The following is an 18,062-nucleotide window of genomic DNA, read 5'->3' as shown; positions in this document are numbered from 1 at the left end:
CACTGCTCACCGAACAGCCGTTCAGCAGTGGGTGCGGTCCTCCACGAGCGTCCCCTGCACGGTCTTCACGCTGCGGTCGTAGCAGCCGATGCCGGAGCCGCTGAGCCGGTAGCGCTCGCCGGTGGTGGCGACCGCGTGCCGCTGGTCGCGCGGCACGTTCGCGGTGTACGTGGCGTCGCCGCTGTATACGTGGTCCAGCCGGGTGTGACCGGTGCGCCGCTTGCCGGTGAAGGACGCCGTGTCCGCCTTGTCGCCGAGGGTGAGCACGGTGCGCAGCCGGTCACCTGTGCCGAGCGTGGTCGTGCCGTCCATGGCGTACGTCCGGCGCGCCTCGGTGCTGCGCGTGGGCCCGTGGGCGCCCGTGACCGTCACCGTCTCGTCGTCCCGCCACTCGCCCTTGAGGGCGTCCAGGCTCTCGCCGTCGGTCCACCGGTGCACGGAGGTGTTCTCCAGGGTGCGCGCGACGCGGGTGGTGACACGGCCGCGCGAGGTGTTGACGTACCCCTCGACGGTCAGTGCGTGGCCGCCGCGCGTGTCGAGCCGGTGCTCCGAACCGGGTGTGTACGTCGTGGAGTTGGCCGGCGCGCCCTCGGTGTGGCGGATGAGGCCGCCGGTGACGACGCGGCTGCCGTGGTCCTGCCAGACGAGGACGTTCACCGGGTGGCTCCAGCCCTCCTGCCCGGCCGGTACGCCGACGACGCCGACCTCGATCTTGTGCGGGCGGCCGTCGTTGAGGATTCCGGCGAACGGCGTCAGGTCGTACTGGATGGGCTTGACGTCGAGCGCGCGGGGGCCGGGGACGGTGTACCAGAGGAAGGGGTTGGACCAGCCGCCGGTCCACACGGTCGGGAAGGGCGCGGCGATTCCGGCGAGCTTTCCGTCGACCTTGAGCTGGACCTCGCGGTAGGGGCCGTCGGCGGACTTGCAGGAGTACGGGGCCTTCTCGGGCACGGAGAGGTACCAGTACTCCTCGCAGCCGCCGCCGGAGCCGGTGGCGTACACCTCGGCGAGAATGCGCTGTGCATTGCGCGGGGTGACAAGGGAGTTGTCGTTGAGGGTGAGCACGCGGTCGGGGGTGGCGGCGGGCTTCGTGCGCCGGTCGCGGCCCTCGGCGGCGTAGAAGGTCAACGTCGCCTTGACGTCGATGACGCCGGTGTACGTCTCGTTGACGACATTGCCGATGAGCATCTCGACGTCCTGCGTACGGCGGAAGGTGTCGCTGTAGCGGGTGACGTCCTTCTCCACGGACCAGGTGATGCCGTCCGGGGAGGGCTGCGGGGTGGACGTGCGGAGGACTTCGACACCGCCGACGTGGAGGTGGCCGAGGCGGTCGTACTGGCGGCCCTTGACCTTGCCGTCGAGGCGCAGGACCACCTTGCTCCACGTGTCGCCGCACTTCTTCGGCGGGGTGTAACTGCCCTTGTACGGGGTGAAGTCGCGGAACTGGGCCTCGCCCAGGGTCACTTGGCAGGACCGGGTGTGCGGCTTGACCACGGGCGGGGCGGCGGTCAGCGGGTCGTGCCAGTCGGTGCCGAACTCCGGCGGCGGCACCGGGCCGGGCGCGGCGGCGGCCGGGGTGGCCCCGAGGAGCGCACTGGCGGCCAGCGCGAGACCGCTGAGCATGGACATGGTCCTTCGTTGTCTCATGCGACAGGAGTGAATCGCGGGACGCACGGGAACACCAGACCCGGTCGCCGCCGGTGCTGGGAATTTGGCGGGTTCTGTGGGGGCCTGCGCATTAATCGATTGCCCGCGACCCCCGAAAAGCGCGAACCTTGCACGGTTTGCGGCATCGGATCGGTTCCGCTCCCCCCGTCCCCCGTATCCGCTCACCGCCCCTGCCGGCGGCGCGTCGACCCGTAGGAACTCATGCAGATCAAGGATCTTCCGTATCAAGACCCCGGCGAACCCGACGTTCGCTCCGGGGGCCGGTTCCTGCTGTGGCTGGGGCGCAGCCAGCTCGGCGGGCAGGTGAAGGCCATGGGCTGGGGGCTGCTGCACCAGCTCGGGGTGGCCGGGCTGCCGCTCGGGGTCGGCATGGCTGTGCAGGCCGTCGTCGACCGGTCGGGCACACGGCTCGCGCTGGGTGCGGGGCTGCTGGTGCTGATGGGGATCGCGCTCGCGCTCGGTGACACGATGCTGCACCGGGTCGCGGTCACGAACTGGATCACGGCGGCCGCCCGCGTGCAGCAGTTGCTGGCGCGCAGGACCGCCGAGCTGGGAGCCGCGCTGACCCGCCGGGTGGCGGCGGGCGAAGTCGTGGCGGTTTCAACAGGTGACGTCGAAAAGATTGGGTGGTTCGTCGAGGCGCTGTCGCGGTTCGCGGCGGCCGTCCTCGCGCTGGTCGTCGTCTGCGTCGGCCTGGTGGTCTACCAGCCCGCGCTCGGCGTGGTCGTCGCCATCGGCGTGCCCGCGCTCGCGCTCGCCGTGCTCCCGCTGCTGCCCAAGGCCACCGCGCGTGCCGACGTGCAGCGCGAGAAGGCGGGCAGGGCGACGGAGCTGGCGTCCGACACGGTCGCGGGTCTGCGCGTGCTGCGCGGCATCGGCGGCGAGGAGCTCTTCCTCGGGCGCTACCGCGAGGCCTCGCAGGAGGTCAGGAAGGCCGCCGTGCGCAGCGCCCGCATGTGGGCGCTGATCGCCGCCGTCCAGGTGCTGCTGCCGGGTCTGCTGCTGGTGGGCGTCGTCTGGTACGGGGCCTCGCTCGCCCGGCAGGGCACGGTGACCGTCGGCGAACTGGTCACCGTGTACAGCGCGGTGACGCTGTTGATGTACCCGCTGCGGCACTTCGAGGAGATCGCCATGGCGTACTCCTTCTCGAAGCCGTCCGCCAAGCGGGCCGCCCGGGTGCTGGCCCTGCGGCGCACCGCGCCCGGCGACGGGCAGGAGGCCGCGCAGTACCCGACGGGCGACCTGTACGACCCGGTGACCGGACTGCTCGCCCCCTCGGGCGTGTTCACCGCCGTGGTGTGCGGCGACCCGGACCTGGCGGGGCGGCTCGCGGAGCGGCTCGGCGGGCATCCGGCGGGTGCGGAGGACGACACGGAGAAGGTCGCTTCCGTACGGCTGGGCGGGGTCGCCCTGGACGAGCTGCCGCTCGTCGCGGCCCGCGCCTCCGTCCTCGTACAGGACAAGGACCCGGTGCTCCTGTCGGGCACGCTGCGCGAACTGCTCGACGTGCCGGCCTCCGGGAAGGTGTCCGCCGAGGACGCCCTGGACGCGGCGCAGTGCACGGACGTCCTGGCGGCGCTCGCGCAGGCGTCGGCCTCCGGAGCGGGGGACGGCGACCCTATGGAGACGCGGATCACCGAGCGCGGCCGGTCGCTCTCCGGCGGTCAGCGCCAACGTCTCGCGCTGGCGCGGTCGTTGGTGACCGACCCGGAGGTACTGGTGCTCGACGAGCCGACGTCGGCCGTCGACTCGCACACCGAAGCCCGGGTGGCAGCGGGTGTCTCCCGGCTCAGGTCCGGTCGTACGACCGTGGTCCTGGCCTCTTCCCCGCTGCTGCTCGACCAAGCGGAACGGGTGGTGTTCGTGCACGACGGGGAGGTGGCGGCGGTCGGCGAGCACCGCGAACTGCTGCACACCGAACCGCGCTACCGGGCGGTCGTCACGCGTGAGACGGACGACGAGGCGGAGGCGGGCGCGGAGTCGGAGGCGGGCGCGGAGATACACGAACTGTCGGCCCGGGATGCGAAGGCACGAGAAGAGATCGAGGAATCGGCATGAGCGCCACCACGACCAAGGGCGCCACGGCAACTACGACGGCCAAGCGCTCGCCCCGGATCGGGGTGTCTCCCCCGGCGTACGACCCGGCCGCCCCCGAGTCGGCGACGACGCTGCCGGTGGGCAGTCCGGCGACCGTGCGCGGGTACGTCACCGGGCTGCTGCGGCGGCACCGGAAGTCCTTCGCCGCGCTGATCGGCTTCAACACGCTCGCGGTGATCGCGTCGATGGCGGGCCCGTACCTGCTCGGCGGGGTCATCGAGGACCTGACGGAGGGCGCGAAGGAGCTGCATCTGGAGCGCACGGCGGGGCTGTTCGCCGCCGCGCTGCTGGTGCAGGCCTTCTTCGTACGGCAGACCAGGGTGAACGGTGCGATGCTCGGCGAGCGCATGCTCGCGGACCTGCGCGAGGACTTCCTGGTCCGATCCGTCGCGCTGCCGCCGGGTGTGCTGGAGCGGGCGGGCACCGGTGACCTGCTGTCGCGCATCACCACCGACATCGACCGGCTCGCGAACGCGATGCGGGAGGCCGTCCCGCAGCTTGCGATCGGCGTGGTGTGGGCGGTGCTGCTGCTGGCCGGTCTGACGGCGACCGCGCCGCCGCTGGCGCTGGCCGTGCTGCTGGCGCTGCCCGTGCTGATCATCGGCTGCCGGTGGTACTTCAAGCGGGCGGCCTCGGCCTACCGCTCGGAGGCTGCCGGGTACGCGGCGGTCGCGGCGATGCTCACCGAGACGGTCGACGCGGGCCGCACGATCGAGGCGCACCGCCTCGGGAACCGGCGGGTGGCGCTCTCCGACCAGCGGGTCCGGGAATGGACCGCGTGGGAAAATTACACCCTCTGGCTGCGCACCGTCCTCTTCCCCGTGGTCAGCGCCACGCACGTCACCATCCTCTGCGGGTCGGTCGTGATCGGCGGAGTGTTCGTGCTCCAGGGCTGGTTGACGGTCGGTCAGCTGACGACGGGTGCGCTGCTGGCGCAAATGCTGGTGGATCCGGTCAACCTGATCCTGCGCTGGTACGACGAACTCCAGGTCGCCCAGGTGTCGTTGGCCCGACTGGTGGGCGTGCACGACATCGAGCCGGACGCCGGGGACGAGAAGGTGACGCCCGACGGGCGGCGGCTGCGCTCGGACGAGGTGAACTTCGGCTACCGGGAGGGCATCGACGTACTGCACCAGGTGTCGCTGGACGTCGCACCGGGGACGCGGGTCGCACTGGTCGGCCCCTCGGGTGCCGGGAAGTCGACGCTCGGGCGGCTGATGGCGGGCATCTACGCGCCACGCACGGGTGAACTCACCCTCGGTGGGGCCGAGTTGGCCCGGATGCAGGCGGAGCGGGTGCGGGCGCACGTGGCGCTGGTCAACCAGGAGCACCACGTGTTCGTGGGCTCGCTGCGGGACAATCTGCGCCTCGCGCGGGTCGGAGCCGAGGACGCCGAACTGTGGGCGGCTCTCGGGGCCGTGGACGCCGACGCCTGGGCCCGGGGCCTGTCCGACGGGCTGGACACCGAGGTGGGGTCCGGGGGCTTCGCCCTCACCCCGGCGCAGGCGCAGCAGATCGCGCTGGCCCGGCTGGTGCTGGCGGACCCGCACACGCTGGTCCTGGACGAGGCGACGTCGCTGCTCGACCCGAGGGCGGCCCGGCACCTGGAGCGTTCCCTGGCCAGGGTGCTGGAGGGCCGTACGGTGATCGCCATCGCGCACCGGCTGCACACCGCGCACGACGCGGACGTGATCGCGGTCGTCGAGGACGGCCGGATCGCCGAACTCGGCAGCCACGACGAGCTGGTGGCGGCGGACGGGGCGTACGCGGCGCTGTGGAGGTCGTGGCACGGGTAGGGGCCATACGGACGAGGGGCCGGCCCGGGAATTCCCGGGCCGGCCCCTCGTTGCGTGCACGGCTCGTTGTGTACGGCTAGGTCAGGACCCACATCCGCCAGCCCAGCCCCACGTATTCGCACCGGAAATCCTTCCAGGCACCGCCGAGATAGCCGGTCTGCCCGGCCACCACGCAGTCGTACTCGGTCTGGAAGACACCTGCGGGATTGAGGTGCCAGTCGTCGGCGCCGCGAATCTGCGCGCTCGCCGGAGCGGCGAGGGCCATTGCCCCGACCGCCATTGCCGCGAACATCAAGGACAGTTTGCGCTTCATTCTTGCCTCCTTGAGCGGTGGTTCGTTCAGCCCGACGAACCGAAGCGGACACTGTAGGCGGGCTGCGGCGGCGGGTTGTACTGGTCCCAGGTCCCGCCGACCCCGACGATCGCCGAGAGCTGCGAGCACCCTCCGTCGAGGAAGACGAAGGCCGTGGCGTCGGTGTCGTTGCTCGCGTGGGCCGCGCCGCCGCTCAGCGGGAGGCACACGTCGTTGGGCGGCGCGAACAGGGCATCCACGGACCCGTCGTTGCGGCTGAAGGTGAACTGTCCGCCCGCCGCCCCGGCGCTGGACGGCAGTGCGGCCACCAGGAGGAGCGCTCCGGCGGCGGCGAGAACGGTCCGGCGCAGCGCCGCGGAACTCCCCTGTTTTTCTTTGTCGCGTCTTCTTGTGAACACAGCAACTCCCTCGGATTGTCACTGCACTTGGTGAGTTGACGTTTCGAGGATTCCACGCATGATTTTCTCGCCACAACGGCTTGCACGGGCGTGCGCTCACCGCCCGGATGCCTCCGGAGCACTTCACCCGGACAGCGCGCTGCGCCATCCGGGTGAAGTGATTTCAGGACGAGGGCAATTCACGGCGGATTTGTTTCCAGCAGGAATTGCCGCAACAGGGCCTCTACTTTCCCGCGAACCTCTCCAGCGCCTCCGCCATCGCCTCGCCCATTCCCGTTCCGCCCATGTGGCCCGAGTCGTCGAAGATCCGCAGTTCCGCGCCGGGCCAGGCCTGGGCCAGCTCCCAGGCCGTGTGCGGGGGCCCGCCCAGGTCGTGGCGGCCCTGGAGGAGCACGCCCGGGATGCCCGCCAACTTGCCCGCGCCGCGCACCAGTTCACCCTCCTCCAGCCACGCCCCGTGCGCGAAGTAGTGGGACGCGATGCGCACCAGCGAGATCCGGCCCGCCTCCGGCCGCCCCGCGTACGGAGCGGTGCTCGGCCGCACCGGCTCCAGGCCCAGCACCGCGTCCTCCCACGCACACCAGTCGGCGACCGCCTTGTCCCGCACCGCGAGGTCCGCGCTCGACGCACGCCGCGCATAGGCCGCCACCAGGTCGTCCCGCTCTGCTTCCGGGATCTGCTCCCGGAACCGGGCGTGCGCCTCGGGGAAGAAGCGCCCGGCTCCCCCGTACAGCCAGGCGATCTCCGAGCGCCGCGTCGTCGTCACTCCGGCGAGGACGACCTCGCTCACACGCTCCGGGAAGGCCTGGGCGTACGCGAGGACCAGCGTCGACCCCCACGACCCGCCGAACAGCAACCACCGTTCCACACCCAGGTGTTGGCGGAGCTTATCCATGTCGGCGATCAGGTGCGCGGTGGTGTTGTGCTCCAGGCTCGTGGCCGGGTCCGCGACGTGCGGGGTGCTGCGGCCGCAGCCGCGCTGGTCGAAGAGGATCAGCCGGTAGCGGTCGGGGTCGAAGTGCTTGCGGTTGCGCGGGGAGCTCCCGGACCCCGGCCCGCCGTGCACGACCAGCGCGGGCTTGCCGTCCGGGTTGCCGGAGACCTCCCAGTGGATGCGGTTGCCGTCGCCGACGTCGAGGAGTCCTTGGTCGTACGGATCGAGGATCGGGTACGGGGCGGGCATGGCCGGGACCTCCTGGGGTGCGGGTGACGGCGGGCCGGGATCGGGCCCGGCCCACCGTAACGCCGCCCCCCGCGGCTCAGCCCGTGATCCCCTCCCACGCCTCGCGCCGCTCGCCCGTCGGGTCGTGGGCCAGTTCCGGCTGCGCCGTGATCAGCATCTGCGGGCGCGTCTTCTCGTCGTACGCGGGCCACTCCGGGCCGCCGGGCAGGCTCGGGCGGCCGTCGCGGACCAGGGAGAGGACGGCGTCCTGGAGGGCTGCCGACGCCGCCTTGTCCGCCTCGCTCATGTCCATGAAACCGTCGGCCGGTTCGCCGCTCAGCGAGCACAGGTCGAAGGAGGGCTCCCGGCTCCACAGGCAGGGGATGTCGGCCGCGTGCGTGGGGCCGAGCATGTTGTACGGCTCCATGGGCGGCTGGTGGTCGAAGCGGTGCATCCACGCCTTGCCGCCCGCGCGCACCTGGGCCTCGGCGACCCGTATCGACGGCATGACGAACATGGCGTCGCCGAGCAGCGTCTTGCGGGGGTTGCCGCCGACGGCCGCCCCCTCCGGCTCGAACTGCTCGTACCGGCGCAGGAGTTCGGTCCACGCCTGTGGTCCGGTCCGCTCCTCCAGGGAGCGGGTGATCGGGTTGTCCTCGGCCATGAACGTGAAGATGGCCATCTCGTCACGGCAGCACGCCACCAGCAGCGGTACGTCGGCGACCGCGCCGTCCGCCACGGCGGCCAGCGGCACGTACGGGATGAGGTCGCCGTCGACGACCGGCACGAACGGGATGCCCTGCCTGCCGTCGTGGCCGCCCGCGTGGGCCAGCTCCTCGGTCGCGGCACGCAGCTCCGCCAGGGGTACGTCGCGGATGCGGCCCGGCTCCGTCTCCGGGATGCCGAGCCGGGCCAGGAGCGCCTTCGCGGCGGCCGTGCCGGTCGCGGCGTCCTGCTGGTCGGCGGCGCTGCCGCTGAGCAGCACCGCGCCGTGGAAGAGGCCGCGGGCTGCGGGGACGCCGAGGAGGGTGCCGACGCTCATGCCGCCGGCCGACTCGCCGACGATCGTCACGCGGGAGGGGTCGCCACCGAAGGCCGCGATGTTGTCCCGCACCCACTGAAGGGCGGCGACCTGGTCCCGTACGCCCACGTTGGAGTCCGCCACCGACGGGTCGACGCCCGCGAGGTGCAGGAAGCCCCAGGAGCTGAGCCGGTAGTTCAGGGTCACCACGACCACGTCGCCGCGCTCGGCGAGGACCGAGCCGTCGTAGTCCGCGCCGGTGCCGAAGACGAAGCCGCCGCCGTGGATCCAGACCAGGACCGGGCGGGGCGACGGGGCGGGGGCGGCCGGGGCGAAGACGTTGAGGTAGAGGCAGTCCTCGCTGTCGCGGTCGTACGGGGGTGCCGTCGGGTCGAAGCGGGAGAGCTGCACGGCGGCGGGACCGTACGCCGTCGCCTCGCGCACCCCCTCCCAGGGCGAGACGGGCTGCGGGGCGCGCCACTTCAGCTCCCCCACCGGCGGCTGTGCGAACGGGACGCCGAGCCAGGCGTGGCTGTCGTGGCGGACGGTGCCGCGCAGGGCTCCGGCCGTGGTCTCGACGACGAGCTGCCCGGCGCCGGGCGCTTCGGCTGCGTCGACCGCTTCGCTTATTGACACGTGTCACTGCCTTTCGTGGAAGGTGCACTGGCCAGAACGTACACCCGCCCCTGACGTGCGAAAAGGGGCCGTCCGGGCATCCCCGGGCGGCCCCTTTTCGGTACGGGGTCAGATGAAGCCCAGCGCCGCCGCCCCGCCCACGCCCCCGGCCAGCATGAACACCGGCATCAGCACCTTCAGCTCCACCCAGCTCCCGGCCCGGAACCGCATCGGCTTCGGCGGCCCCAGCGGGTACCACCGCTTGCCCGCGATGGGGATGGGCCACAGGATCGGGCAGCCGGAGACGGTCAGCGCGTCCCCGATGTCGTGCACCAGCGCGCCCAGGACGATCGGCAGGCCCAGCCACAGGTACTCCTGGCCGGGGGCCTCGAACAGCCAGCTCGCGCCGTTGCCCGGCTTGTCCAGCACGCCCCCCAGGATCCAGGCGCTGGTCGCGCCCAGCAGCCACACCAGGACGTCGCTGGAGACCCGGGCGGCCCGCCACAGCAGGCCCTCCACCGCGAGCACCAGGTGCACGAAGAGGATCGCCAGCACCGCCCAGCGCCCGCCCCATATGGCCGCCGCCGAGCAGCCCGCGCCGACGGCCACGGCCCACACCCAGGTGTGGGTGAGGGTGCGGTGTCCGCCGGTGCGGCGCGGGTCCTTCTTGGTGCGGGTCGCCTTGTAGACGGCGTACGACAGTTTGTCGACGATCTCGCAGAGCAGCCGGGAGATCGGTCCGAAGGCGCGCGAGATGGTCGCCGACTTGTGGTCGAGGTCGGGGGCGAGCGCCGCCCCCGCACAGATCAGTGCGCCGACGACGAGCACCGGCCAGGGCATCGCGTGGCCGGCCGCGGCTGCCGCGGCTCCCACTCCGAGCCAGGCGGCCGCTCCCGACAGTGAGTGCGCCGGTCCCATCATGGTCGTACCCGCCCCATTTGCTGCGTGTTCCCCCATCTCTTCCCTGGCGCGGCCGAGTTGAGACCCGGCCGCCGATGGGCTGACCCGTCACCCTATCCGGGATGATCTTGTGCATACCCTCCGGTTCCCCGATCCGGGAGCGCACCGGGCAAGATGGGGGCGTGACCCTTATCGATCAGCTCCCGCCGAACGCCGACCCCGACACCCTCTTCGAGGCCTTCTCGACCTGGGCCCAGGGCGAGGGCATCGCCCTCTACCCGGCGCAGGAAGAGGCGCTGATGGAGGTGGTCACGGGCGCGAACGTGATCCTTTCCACGCCCACCGGCTCCGGAAAGAGCCTGGTCGCGGCGGGTGCGCACTTCACGGCGCTGGCCCAGGACAAGGTCACCTTCTACACCGCGCCGATCAAGGCGCTGGTCTCGGAGAAGTTCTTCGACCTCTGCAAGCTCTTCGGCACCGAGAACGTCGGCATGCTCACCGGCGACGCCTCGGTGAACGCGGACGCCCCGGTCATCGCCTGCACGGCCGAGGTGCTGGCCTCGATCGCGCTGCGCGACGGCAAGGACGCCGACATCGGCCAGGTCGTGATGGACGAGTTCCACTTCTACGCGGAGGCGGACCGCGGCTGGGCCTGGCAGATCCCGATCCTGGAGCTGCCGCAGGCGCAGTTCATCCTGATGTCGGCCACGCTCGGCGACGTTTCGATGTTCGAGAAGGACCTCACGCGCCGGACGGGCCGTCCCACGGCTGTCGTACGCTCCGCCACGCGCCCCGTCCCGCTGTCGTACGAGTACCGGATGACGCCGATCACCGAGACGCTCACCGAGCTGCTCGACACCCGGCAGTCGCCGGTCTACATCGTGCACTTCACGCAGGCGGCGGCCGTCGAGCGGGCGCAGTCGCTGATGAGCATCAACATGTGCTCCAAGGAGGAGAAGGAGAAGATCGCCGACCTGATCGGCAACTTCCGCTTCACCACCAAGTTCGGCCAGAACCTCTCCCGGTACGTCCGCCACGGCATCGGCGTGCACCACGCGGGCATGCTGCCGAAGTACCGCCGCCTGGTGGAGAAGCTGGCGCAGGCCGGTCTGCTGAAGGTCATCTGCGGTACGGACACGCTCGGCGTCGGCGTCAACGTACCGATCCGTACGGTGCTCTTCACGGCGCTGACGAAGTACGACGGCACGCGCGTCCGCACGCTGCGCGCCCGGGAGTTCCACCAGATCGCCGGCCGGGCCGGCCGGGCGGGCTTCGACACGGCGGGCTTCGTCGTCGCGCAGGCCCCCGAGCACGTGGTCGAGAACGAGAAGGCGCTCGCCAAGGCGGGCGACGACCCGAAGAAGCGCCGCAAGGTGGTCCGCAAGAAGGCGCCCGAGGGCTTCGTCGCCTGGTCGGAGTCGACTTTCGACAAGCTGATCGGCTCCGACCCCGAGCCGCTGACCAGCCGTTTCCGCGTCACGCACACCATGCTGCTCTCGGTGATCGCGCGCCCCGGCAACGCCTTCGAGGCGATGCGCCACCTCCTTGAGGACAACCACGAGCCCCGCAAGGCGCAGCTCCGGCACATCCGCCGGGCCATCGCCATCTACCGCTCGCTGCTCGACGGCGGTGTGGTGGAGCAGCTCGACACTCCCGACGCCGAGGGCCGGATCGTACGGCTGACCGTCGACCTCCAGCAGGACTTCGCGCTCAACCAGCCGCTGTCGACGTTCGCGCTGGCCGCCTTCGACCTGCTGGACCCCGAGTCGCCGTCGTACGCACTCGACATGGTCTCCGTCGTCGAGTCGACCCTCGACGACCCCCGGCAGATCCTGGGCGCCCAGCAGAACAAGGCGCGCGGCGAGGCCGTCGGCCAGATGAAGGCCGACGGCATGGAGTACGAGGAGCGGATGGAGCGCCTCCAGGAGGTGACCTACCCCAAGCCCCTCGAAGAGCTGCTGTGGCACGCGTACAACGTGTACAAGAAGAGCCACCCGTGGGTCGGCGACCACCCGGTCTCGCCCAAGTCGGTCATCCGTGACATGTACGAACGGGCCATGACCTTCGCCGAGTTCACCTCGCACTACGAACTGGCGCGCACCGAGGGCATCGTGCTGCGCTACCTGGCGAGCGCGTACAAGGCCCTGGAGCACACCATCCCCGACGACCTCAAGTCGGAGGACCTCGAGGACCTCATCGCCTGGCTCGGCGAGCTGGTCCGCCAGGTCGACTCCTCGCTCCTGGACGAGTGGGAGCAGCTCGCGAACCCCGAGGTGGAGACGGCCGAGCAGGCGCAGGAGAAGGCCGACCAGGTCAAGCCGGTCACGGCGAACGCGCGGGCCTTCCGGGTCCTGGTCCGCAACGCCATGTTCCGCCGGGTGGAGCTGGCCGCGCTGGACAACGTGCACGCGCTCGGCGAGCTGGACGCGGAGTCCGGCTGGGACGAGGACGCGTGGGGCGAGGCGATGGACGGGTACTGGGACGAGCACGACGACCTGGGCACGGGCCCGGACGCGCGCGGCCCCAAGCTCCTGATCATCGAGGAGGACACGGCGCACGGACTGTGGAAGGTCCGGCAGATCTTCGCCGACCCGGCGGGCGACCACGACTGGGGCATCAGCGCCGAGGTCGACCTCGCGGCATCCGACGAGGAGGCGCGGGCGGTCGTGCGCGTCACCTCCGTCGGCCAGCTCTAGATCCCGTACGAGAATCAGGGGAACGAGGAACGACATGACGAACCCGGCCGAGAGACTCGTCGACCTGCTCGACCTGGAGCAGATCGAGGTCAACATCTTCCGCGGCCGCAGCCCGCAGGAACACCTCCAGCGGGTGTTCGGCGGGCAGGTCGCGGGCCAGGCGCTGGTCGCGGCGGGCCGCACCACGGACGGCGACCGTCCGGTGCACTCCCTGCACGCGTACTTCCTGCGTCCTGGCCGCCCCGGTGTGCCGATCGTCTACCAGGTGGAGCGGGTGCGCGACGGGCGTTCCTTCACCACCCGCCGGGTGACGGCCGTCCAGCAGGGCCGCACGATCTTCAACCTCACCGCCTCCTTCCACAAGCCGGAGGAGGGCGGCATCGAGCACCAGCTCCCGCCGCGCCGCGAGGTCCCGGACCCGGAGTCGCTCCCCTCCGTCTCCGAGGAGATCCGCGACCACCTGGGCACCCTCCCGGACGCCCTGGAGCGCATCGCCCGCCGCCAGCCCTTCGACATCCGTTACGTCGACGGCCTGCGCTGGACCCGCGAGGAGATCGAGGGCGCGGAGCCGCGCAGCGCCGTGTGGATGCGCGCGGTGGGCCCCCTCGGCGACGACCAGCTCGTCCACACCTGCGCCCTGGCCTACGCGAGCGACACGACCCTCCTTGACGCGGTCCGTCTCCCCGTCGAACCGCTGTGGGGCTCCCGCAACTTCGACATCGCCTCCCTCGACCACGCGATGTGGTTCCACCGTCCGTTCCGGGCGGACGAGTGGTTCCTGTACGACCAGGAGTCCCCGATCGCGACGGGCGGCCGGGGCCTGGCCCGCGGCCGGATCTACGACCGCGAGGGTCAGCTGCTGGTGTCGGTGGTGCAGGAGGGCCTGTTCCGGAAGCTGGGCGATTGAGCGGCATACGGGCGTTGCGCGTACGGCTGTACGCGCTGGGAGCGGCGGCGATCACCATCGCCGCCGCTCTCGGCGTACGGGCCGTCTTCTCCGGTTCCTTCGCGAAGTACGCCGGGGACGCGCTGTACACCGTCCTGCTGTACGCGCTCGTGGTGGCCGTCGCGCCCCGGGGGCGGCCGGTGGTCGCTGCGGCGGTGGCGCTCGGGATCAGCTGGGCGGTGGAGTTCGGGCAACTCACTGCCGTACCGGCCCAGTTGAGTGCGCGCAGTGGGCTGTTGCGGTTGGTGTTCGGGTCGACGTTCAACGCGCCGGATCTGTTCTGGTACGTCGTCGGGGCGGCCGGGGCGTACGGGGTGCACCGGTGGTGGCTCAAGCGCGATAGGGCCCGGCTATCGGGTGCATACCCTAATCGGCCGTTGTCGGGGCCCCTCTCCTGAGCGAGCCTGGCCAGGACCGGCGCCGGGGTCGGCGCCGGCGCCGGCTTGGTCCAGTGAAGGGGAAGGCATGGCACCCGTGGTGGAGCGCAATCGAGACGCGACCGCACCGCACCTGCGGCTGAATTTCATCGACGGACAGTGGGTGGCGGCGGAGTCCGGGCAGACCCGGGAGAACGTCAATCCGGCCGACTTCTCGGACGTGATCGGCGAGTTCACGGAGTCGGGCGGGGTGGACGTCGACCACGCGGTGGACGCGGCGTCGGCGGCGCTGGCGTCGTGGCGGGGGCTCGGACCGATCAAGCGGGCCGTCTACCTCACCGAGGCGAGCCGGATCCTCGGTGAGCGCGCGGAGGAGATCGCCGCCGTCATCACGCGTGAGCAGGGCAAGCTGCTCGGCGAGGCGCGGGGCGAGGTCGAACGGGCGCGCGCCATCCTGGACTTCACGGCGGGGCAGGCGCGGACGCTCGGGGGCGTGACGGTCCCGGCCGAGGACGACCGCACCTTCTCGTTCACCTTCCGCAAGGCGATCGGTGTGGTCGCGCTGATCGCGCCGTGGAACTTCCCCTTCGCCATCCCGATGTGGAAGGTCGCCCCCGCACTGCTGTCGGGGTGCACGGCGATCCTGAAGCCGTCGCCGCTGACGCCGCTGACGTCGGCGCTGCTGGTGGAGGTCTTCGAGCAGGCGGGGGTGCCCAGCGGGGTGCTCAACCTGATCCAGGGCGACGTGGCCGCCGGTGAGGCGCTGGTCGCGAATCCGGCGGTGGCGGGCATCAGCTTCACCGGTTCGCTGCCGGTGGGCACGGCCATCCACGCGGGCGGGGCCCATCGACTTCTTCGTACGCAGTTGGAGCTGGGCGGCAAGAACGCCGTCATCGTCTGCGACGACGCCGATGTCGACAAGGCCGTGGACGCGGTCGTGAAGGGCGCGTTCGGGCAGGCGGGGCAGCGGTGCAGCGCCACCAGCCGCGCGGTGGTGGACGTGAGCGTGCGGGACGAGTTCCTGGAGAAGCTGATCGCCCGGCTCGGCGAGCTGAAGGTGGGCCCCGGCGACGACCCGGAGTCGAAGATCTGCCCGGTGGTCAACACCGCCCGGCTCGATGCCGCGCTGGACGCGATAGCGGGGGCGCAGCGCGAGGGCGGCAAGGTGCTGTGCGGCGGCGAGCGCGAGGTGCGGGACGACCTGCCGGAGGGCTGCTACGTCCAGCCGACGGTCGTACACACCGCGTGGGACAGCGAGTTGGCGCAGGAGGAGGTGTTCGGGCCGGTCCTCGCGGTGATCGACGCGGACGGTTTCGACCACGCGATGGAGATCTCCAACTCGGTGAAGTACGGCATGTCGGGGACCATCTTCACCGCCTCGCAGTCCCGTGCGTTCGAGGCCATCGAGCGCTTCGAGGCGGGCATGCTGCACGTCAATCGCCCGGGTGTCGGCGCGTACGCGCACCTGCCGCACGTCGGGTCGAAGGCCTCGCAGTACGGGCCGCCGGAGTGCTCGCCGGAGGTCTTCGACTTCTACACGGAGTGGCACTCGGCCTGCATCACCTACTGATTCGGCCGTTGTACGAGGAGGGCCCGGCACCCCGTGCAAAGGGGGGCGCCGGGCCTTCCTCGTACGTGCGGACCTCAGCCCTCGGCGAGCCTGCGCAGCACCGGGGCCAAGGCCACGACCGCGCGGGCCTCGTCCGCGTCGAGCGCGGCGAGCCGGGCGGCCAGGTCCTCGGCCTCGTCGCGGGCCAGCTCGCTCAGGGTTCCGGTGCCCTGCTCGGTGAGCCGCACCGAGGAGGCCCGCCCGTCGGTGGGGTCGGGTTCGCGGCGTACGAGACCGCGGTGCTCCAGGGCGGCGACGGCCGCGGTGGCGGTGGGCTGGGAGCAGGGCACCTTGGCGGCGAGTTCGCCGATGCGGGCGGGGCTGTTCTCGTACAGCAGGGACAGCACGATGAGCTGGGTGGGCTGGAGGCGGCCGACGGGGGCGGCGCGGTGCAGGCTGCGCAGCAGGCGGTGGAGGGAGACCACCAGGTCCCGCACGTCCGTGTCGGGAATTTCCCTGCTTCGGACTTCCGCCCCCGGTGTGCCCACGTCAACCCGCCTCCGCCCCACGATCAGGTCAAGAGAGTGTCAGGGTCGGCTTGTACATGTCCAGCCACAGGGCGAGGTCGAGGGCGAGTTCGAGGCCGCGCCGGGAGGCCATGGTGGACTGCGGGGAGGCCGTCTCGGCCGCCCTGCGCAGCCGGTCGCGGTCGACGACGTCGAAGACCCGGTGGCCGGGGTCGGCGAGGAGGTCCTTGGCGTGGTCCTGGAGGGCGAGCGCGTACTTGGGGTCCTGGGTGGAGGGGTAGGGGCTCTTGACCCTGTCGTACACCGACTTCGGCAGGACGTCGGCGGTGGCCTCGCGCAGCAGGGTCTTCTCGCGGCCGTCGAAGGACTTGAGGGCCCACGGCGCGTTGTACACGTACTCCACCAGGCGGTGGTCGCAGAACGGGACCCGGACTTCGAGCCCGGTGGCCATGCTGGCGCGGTCCTTGCGGTCCAGCAGGACGCGCACGAAGCGGGTGAGGTGGAGGTGGCTCATGCGCCGCATCCGGTACTCGAAGTCGCTGTCGGAGTCGAGGCGTTGGATGCCGGAGGCGGCGGTGGCGTAGCTGTCCTGGACGTATGTGCCGAGGTCGAGGGTCTCGACCAGGGCGGGGCTCAGGACGGAGTCGTCGTCGGTGCCGAAGTGGCGGCCGGTCTGTCCCAGCCAGGGGAAGGTGTTGCCGGTGCGGGCCCCTTCGTCGAGAACTGGAGGTAGCCGCCGAAGACCTCGTCCGCCGACTCGCCGGAGAGGGCGACGGTGGAGTGTTCGCGTATCGCCTTGAAGAGGAGGCAGAGCGAGGCGTCCATGTCGCCGAAGCCCATGGGCAGGTCGCGGGCGCGGATCACCTTGGCGCGGACCTCGGGGTCGGCGAGGGCGTGCGAGTCCAGGACGATGTCCTGGTGCTCGGTGCCGGAGGCGCGGGCCACGTCGTGCACGAAGGGGGTGTCGGGAGTACCGCGGAGTTCGTCGGCGACGAAGTTCTCGGTCTGGCCGACGAAGTCGACGGCGAAGCTGCGCACCCGCTCCCCCGACGGCGCGAGCTGCCGGGCCGCGAGCGCGGTCATCGCGGAGGAGTCGAGGCCGCCGGAGAGCAGGGTGCACAGGGGGACGTCGGCGACGAGCTGGCGGCGGACGATGTCGTCCATGAGCGTACGGACGTGGGCGACGGTGGTGTCGCGGTCGTCGGTGTGCTCGGTGGAGGTCAGCTCCCAGTAGACGTGCCGGCGCAGGCCGGTGCGCGAGACGGTGACGACGGTGCCGGGTTCGACCTCGTGCATGCCCTCCCAGACGGCGTGGCCGGGCGTCTTGACGAAGGCGAGCAGTTCGCGGATGCCGTCGAGGCCGACCTCGTGGCGGGCGAGCGGGTTGGCGAGGATCGCCTTGGGCTCGGAGCCGAAGAGGACGCCGTCGGGGGTCTCGTAGTAGTAGAAGGGCTTGATGCCCATCCGGTCGCGGATCATGACGAGCTTGTGGGTGCGGGCGTCCCAGATCGCGAAGGCGTACATGCCGTTGAGCCGGGAGGCGACCTCCTCGCCCCATTCGAGGTAGCCGTGCAGGACGACCTCGGTGTCGGAGTGGGTGGTGAACTCGTGTCCGCGTGCGGTGAGTTCGGCGCGGAGTTCGGTGAAGTTGTAGGTCTCGCCGGAGTAGACGACGGCGACGGTCCCGTGCGGGGTGTCCACCGTCATGGGCTGGCGGCCGCCCGGCAGGTCGATGATGGCGAGCCTGCGGTGGCCGAGGGCGGCAGGTCCTGACACCCAGGTGCCGCGGTCGTCGGGGCCGCGGCAGTCCATGGTCTCGGTCATGGCGTCGATGCTCTGCCGGTGGGCGCGCAGGTCTCGGTCGTACGAGATCCATCCGCTGATTCCGCACATGTGGGGGGGCTCCTCCTGCATCCGGGCCGGCCCGTGTCGCATCCCGACCGGGCCAACCAGTTGTATCGGGCACCTATATTTCGAGGATGTGTCAGGAAGTGGCG

Annotated in this window: 13 protein-coding genes and 1 pseudogene; 6 read left to right on the top strand and 8 right to left on the bottom strand. The window is 71.3% G+C overall.

All coding sequences use genetic code 11. The annotated features are described in order from the left end of the window. Positions 1-21 precede the first annotated feature (21 nt). Positions 22-1,647 carry a peptide-N4-asparagine amidase gene (locus tag IE269_RS30015; RefSeq protein WP_308436992.1) on the bottom strand — a complete coding sequence of 542 codons (1,626 nt, stop codon included), beginning with the start codon at positions 1,645-1,647 and terminating at the stop codon, positions 22-24. A 222-nt stretch (positions 1,648-1,869) separates the two neighbouring features. Between IE269_RS30015 and IE269_RS30010 the strand changes: the two genes are divergently transcribed. Further along, positions 1,870-3,726 (top strand): ABC transporter transmembrane domain-containing protein, encoded by a 1,857-nt coding sequence (locus tag IE269_RS30010; protein ID WP_189826341.1) that lies wholly within the window; start codon positions 1,870-1,872, stop codon positions 3,724-3,726. Further along, positions 3,723-5,561 (top strand): ABC transporter ATP-binding protein, encoded by a 1,839-nt coding sequence (locus tag IE269_RS30005; protein ID WP_189826340.1) that lies wholly within the window; start codon positions 3,723-3,725, stop codon positions 5,559-5,561. The genes IE269_RS30010 and IE269_RS30005 overlap by 4 nt, the downstream gene beginning before the upstream one ends. Before the next feature lie 76 nt (positions 5,562-5,637). On the opposite strand, the gene IE269_RS30000 is transcribed toward IE269_RS30005, so the two are convergent. The 5 genes from IE269_RS30000 to IE269_RS29980 form a co-directional block, all read right to left on the bottom strand. Next, on the bottom strand, positions 5,638-5,874 hold the full coding sequence (locus tag IE269_RS30000; protein ID WP_189826339.1) for a hypothetical protein: 237 nt from the start codon (positions 5,872-5,874) through the stop codon (positions 5,638-5,640). 26 nt (positions 5,875-5,900) lie between these two features. After that, positions 5,901-6,272, bottom strand: coding sequence for a hypothetical protein (locus IE269_RS29995; RefSeq protein ID WP_189826338.1), 372 nt, complete (start codon positions 6,270-6,272; stop codon positions 5,901-5,903). A 223-nt stretch (positions 6,273-6,495) separates the two neighbouring features. After that, positions 6,496-7,455: a prolyl aminopeptidase gene (gene pip / locus IE269_RS29990; protein ID WP_189826337.1), complete on the bottom strand. Its 960-nt coding sequence runs from the start codon at positions 7,453-7,455 to the stop codon at positions 6,496-6,498. A 76-nt stretch (positions 7,456-7,531) separates the two neighbouring features. Next, positions 7,532-9,091, bottom strand: coding sequence for a carboxylesterase/lipase family protein (locus IE269_RS29985; protein ID WP_189826336.1), 1,560 nt, complete (start codon positions 9,089-9,091; stop codon positions 7,532-7,534). A gap of 108 nt (positions 9,092-9,199) precedes the next feature. Then, a complete protein-coding gene (locus tag IE269_RS29980; protein WP_189826335.1) occupies positions 9,200-9,991 on the bottom strand; it encodes a metal-dependent hydrolase in 792 nt (263 codons plus the stop codon). Positions 9,992-10,152: 161 nt separating this feature from the next. On the opposite strand from IE269_RS29980, the gene IE269_RS29975 reads away from it, so the two are divergent. From IE269_RS29975 to IE269_RS29960, 4 genes are all read left to right on the top strand, one after another. After that, positions 10,153-12,666, top strand: coding sequence for a DEAD/DEAH box helicase (locus tag IE269_RS29975; RefSeq protein WP_189826334.1), 2,514 nt, complete (start codon positions 10,153-10,155; stop codon positions 12,664-12,666). Positions 12,667-12,700: 34 nt separating this feature from the next. Further along, positions 12,701-13,573: an acyl-CoA thioesterase gene (locus IE269_RS29970; RefSeq protein ID WP_189826333.1), complete on the top strand. Its 873-nt coding sequence runs from the start codon at positions 12,701-12,703 to the stop codon at positions 13,571-13,573. Then, positions 13,570-14,010 carry a ribosomal maturation YjgA family protein gene (locus IE269_RS29965; RefSeq protein WP_229898360.1) on the top strand — a complete coding sequence of 147 codons (441 nt, stop codon included), beginning with the start codon at positions 13,570-13,572 and terminating at the stop codon, positions 14,008-14,010. Before IE269_RS29970 ends, IE269_RS29965 begins: the two co-directional genes overlap by 4 nt. 67 nt (positions 14,011-14,077) lie before the next feature. Next, positions 14,078-15,559 carry an aldehyde dehydrogenase family protein gene (locus IE269_RS29960; RefSeq protein WP_189826332.1) on the top strand — a complete coding sequence of 494 codons (1,482 nt, stop codon included), beginning with the start codon at positions 14,078-14,080 and terminating at the stop codon, positions 15,557-15,559. A 74-nt stretch (positions 15,560-15,633) separates the two neighbouring features. On the opposite strand, the gene IE269_RS29955 is transcribed toward IE269_RS29960, so the two are convergent. Both IE269_RS29955 and asnB read right to left on the bottom strand, forming a co-directional pair. Beyond that, positions 15,634-16,086, bottom strand: coding sequence for a MarR family winged helix-turn-helix transcriptional regulator (locus IE269_RS29955; protein WP_229898359.1), 453 nt, complete (start codon positions 16,084-16,086; stop codon positions 15,634-15,636). Positions 16,087-16,114: 28 nt separating this feature from the next. Then, positions 16,115-17,958: pseudogene (gene asnB, locus IE269_RS29950) on the bottom strand (asparagine synthase (glutamine-hydrolyzing)). Between the last annotated feature and the right edge of the window lie 104 nt (positions 17,959-18,062).

The organism is Streptomyces spiroverticillatus, assembly GCA_014650415.1.
GTDB lineage: Bacteria > Actinomycetota > Actinomycetes > Streptomycetales > Streptomycetaceae > Streptomyces > Streptomyces spiroverticillatus.
Note: the sequence above shows the minus strand (reverse complement) of the source record. Positions and strands in the feature narration are given on the sequence as shown.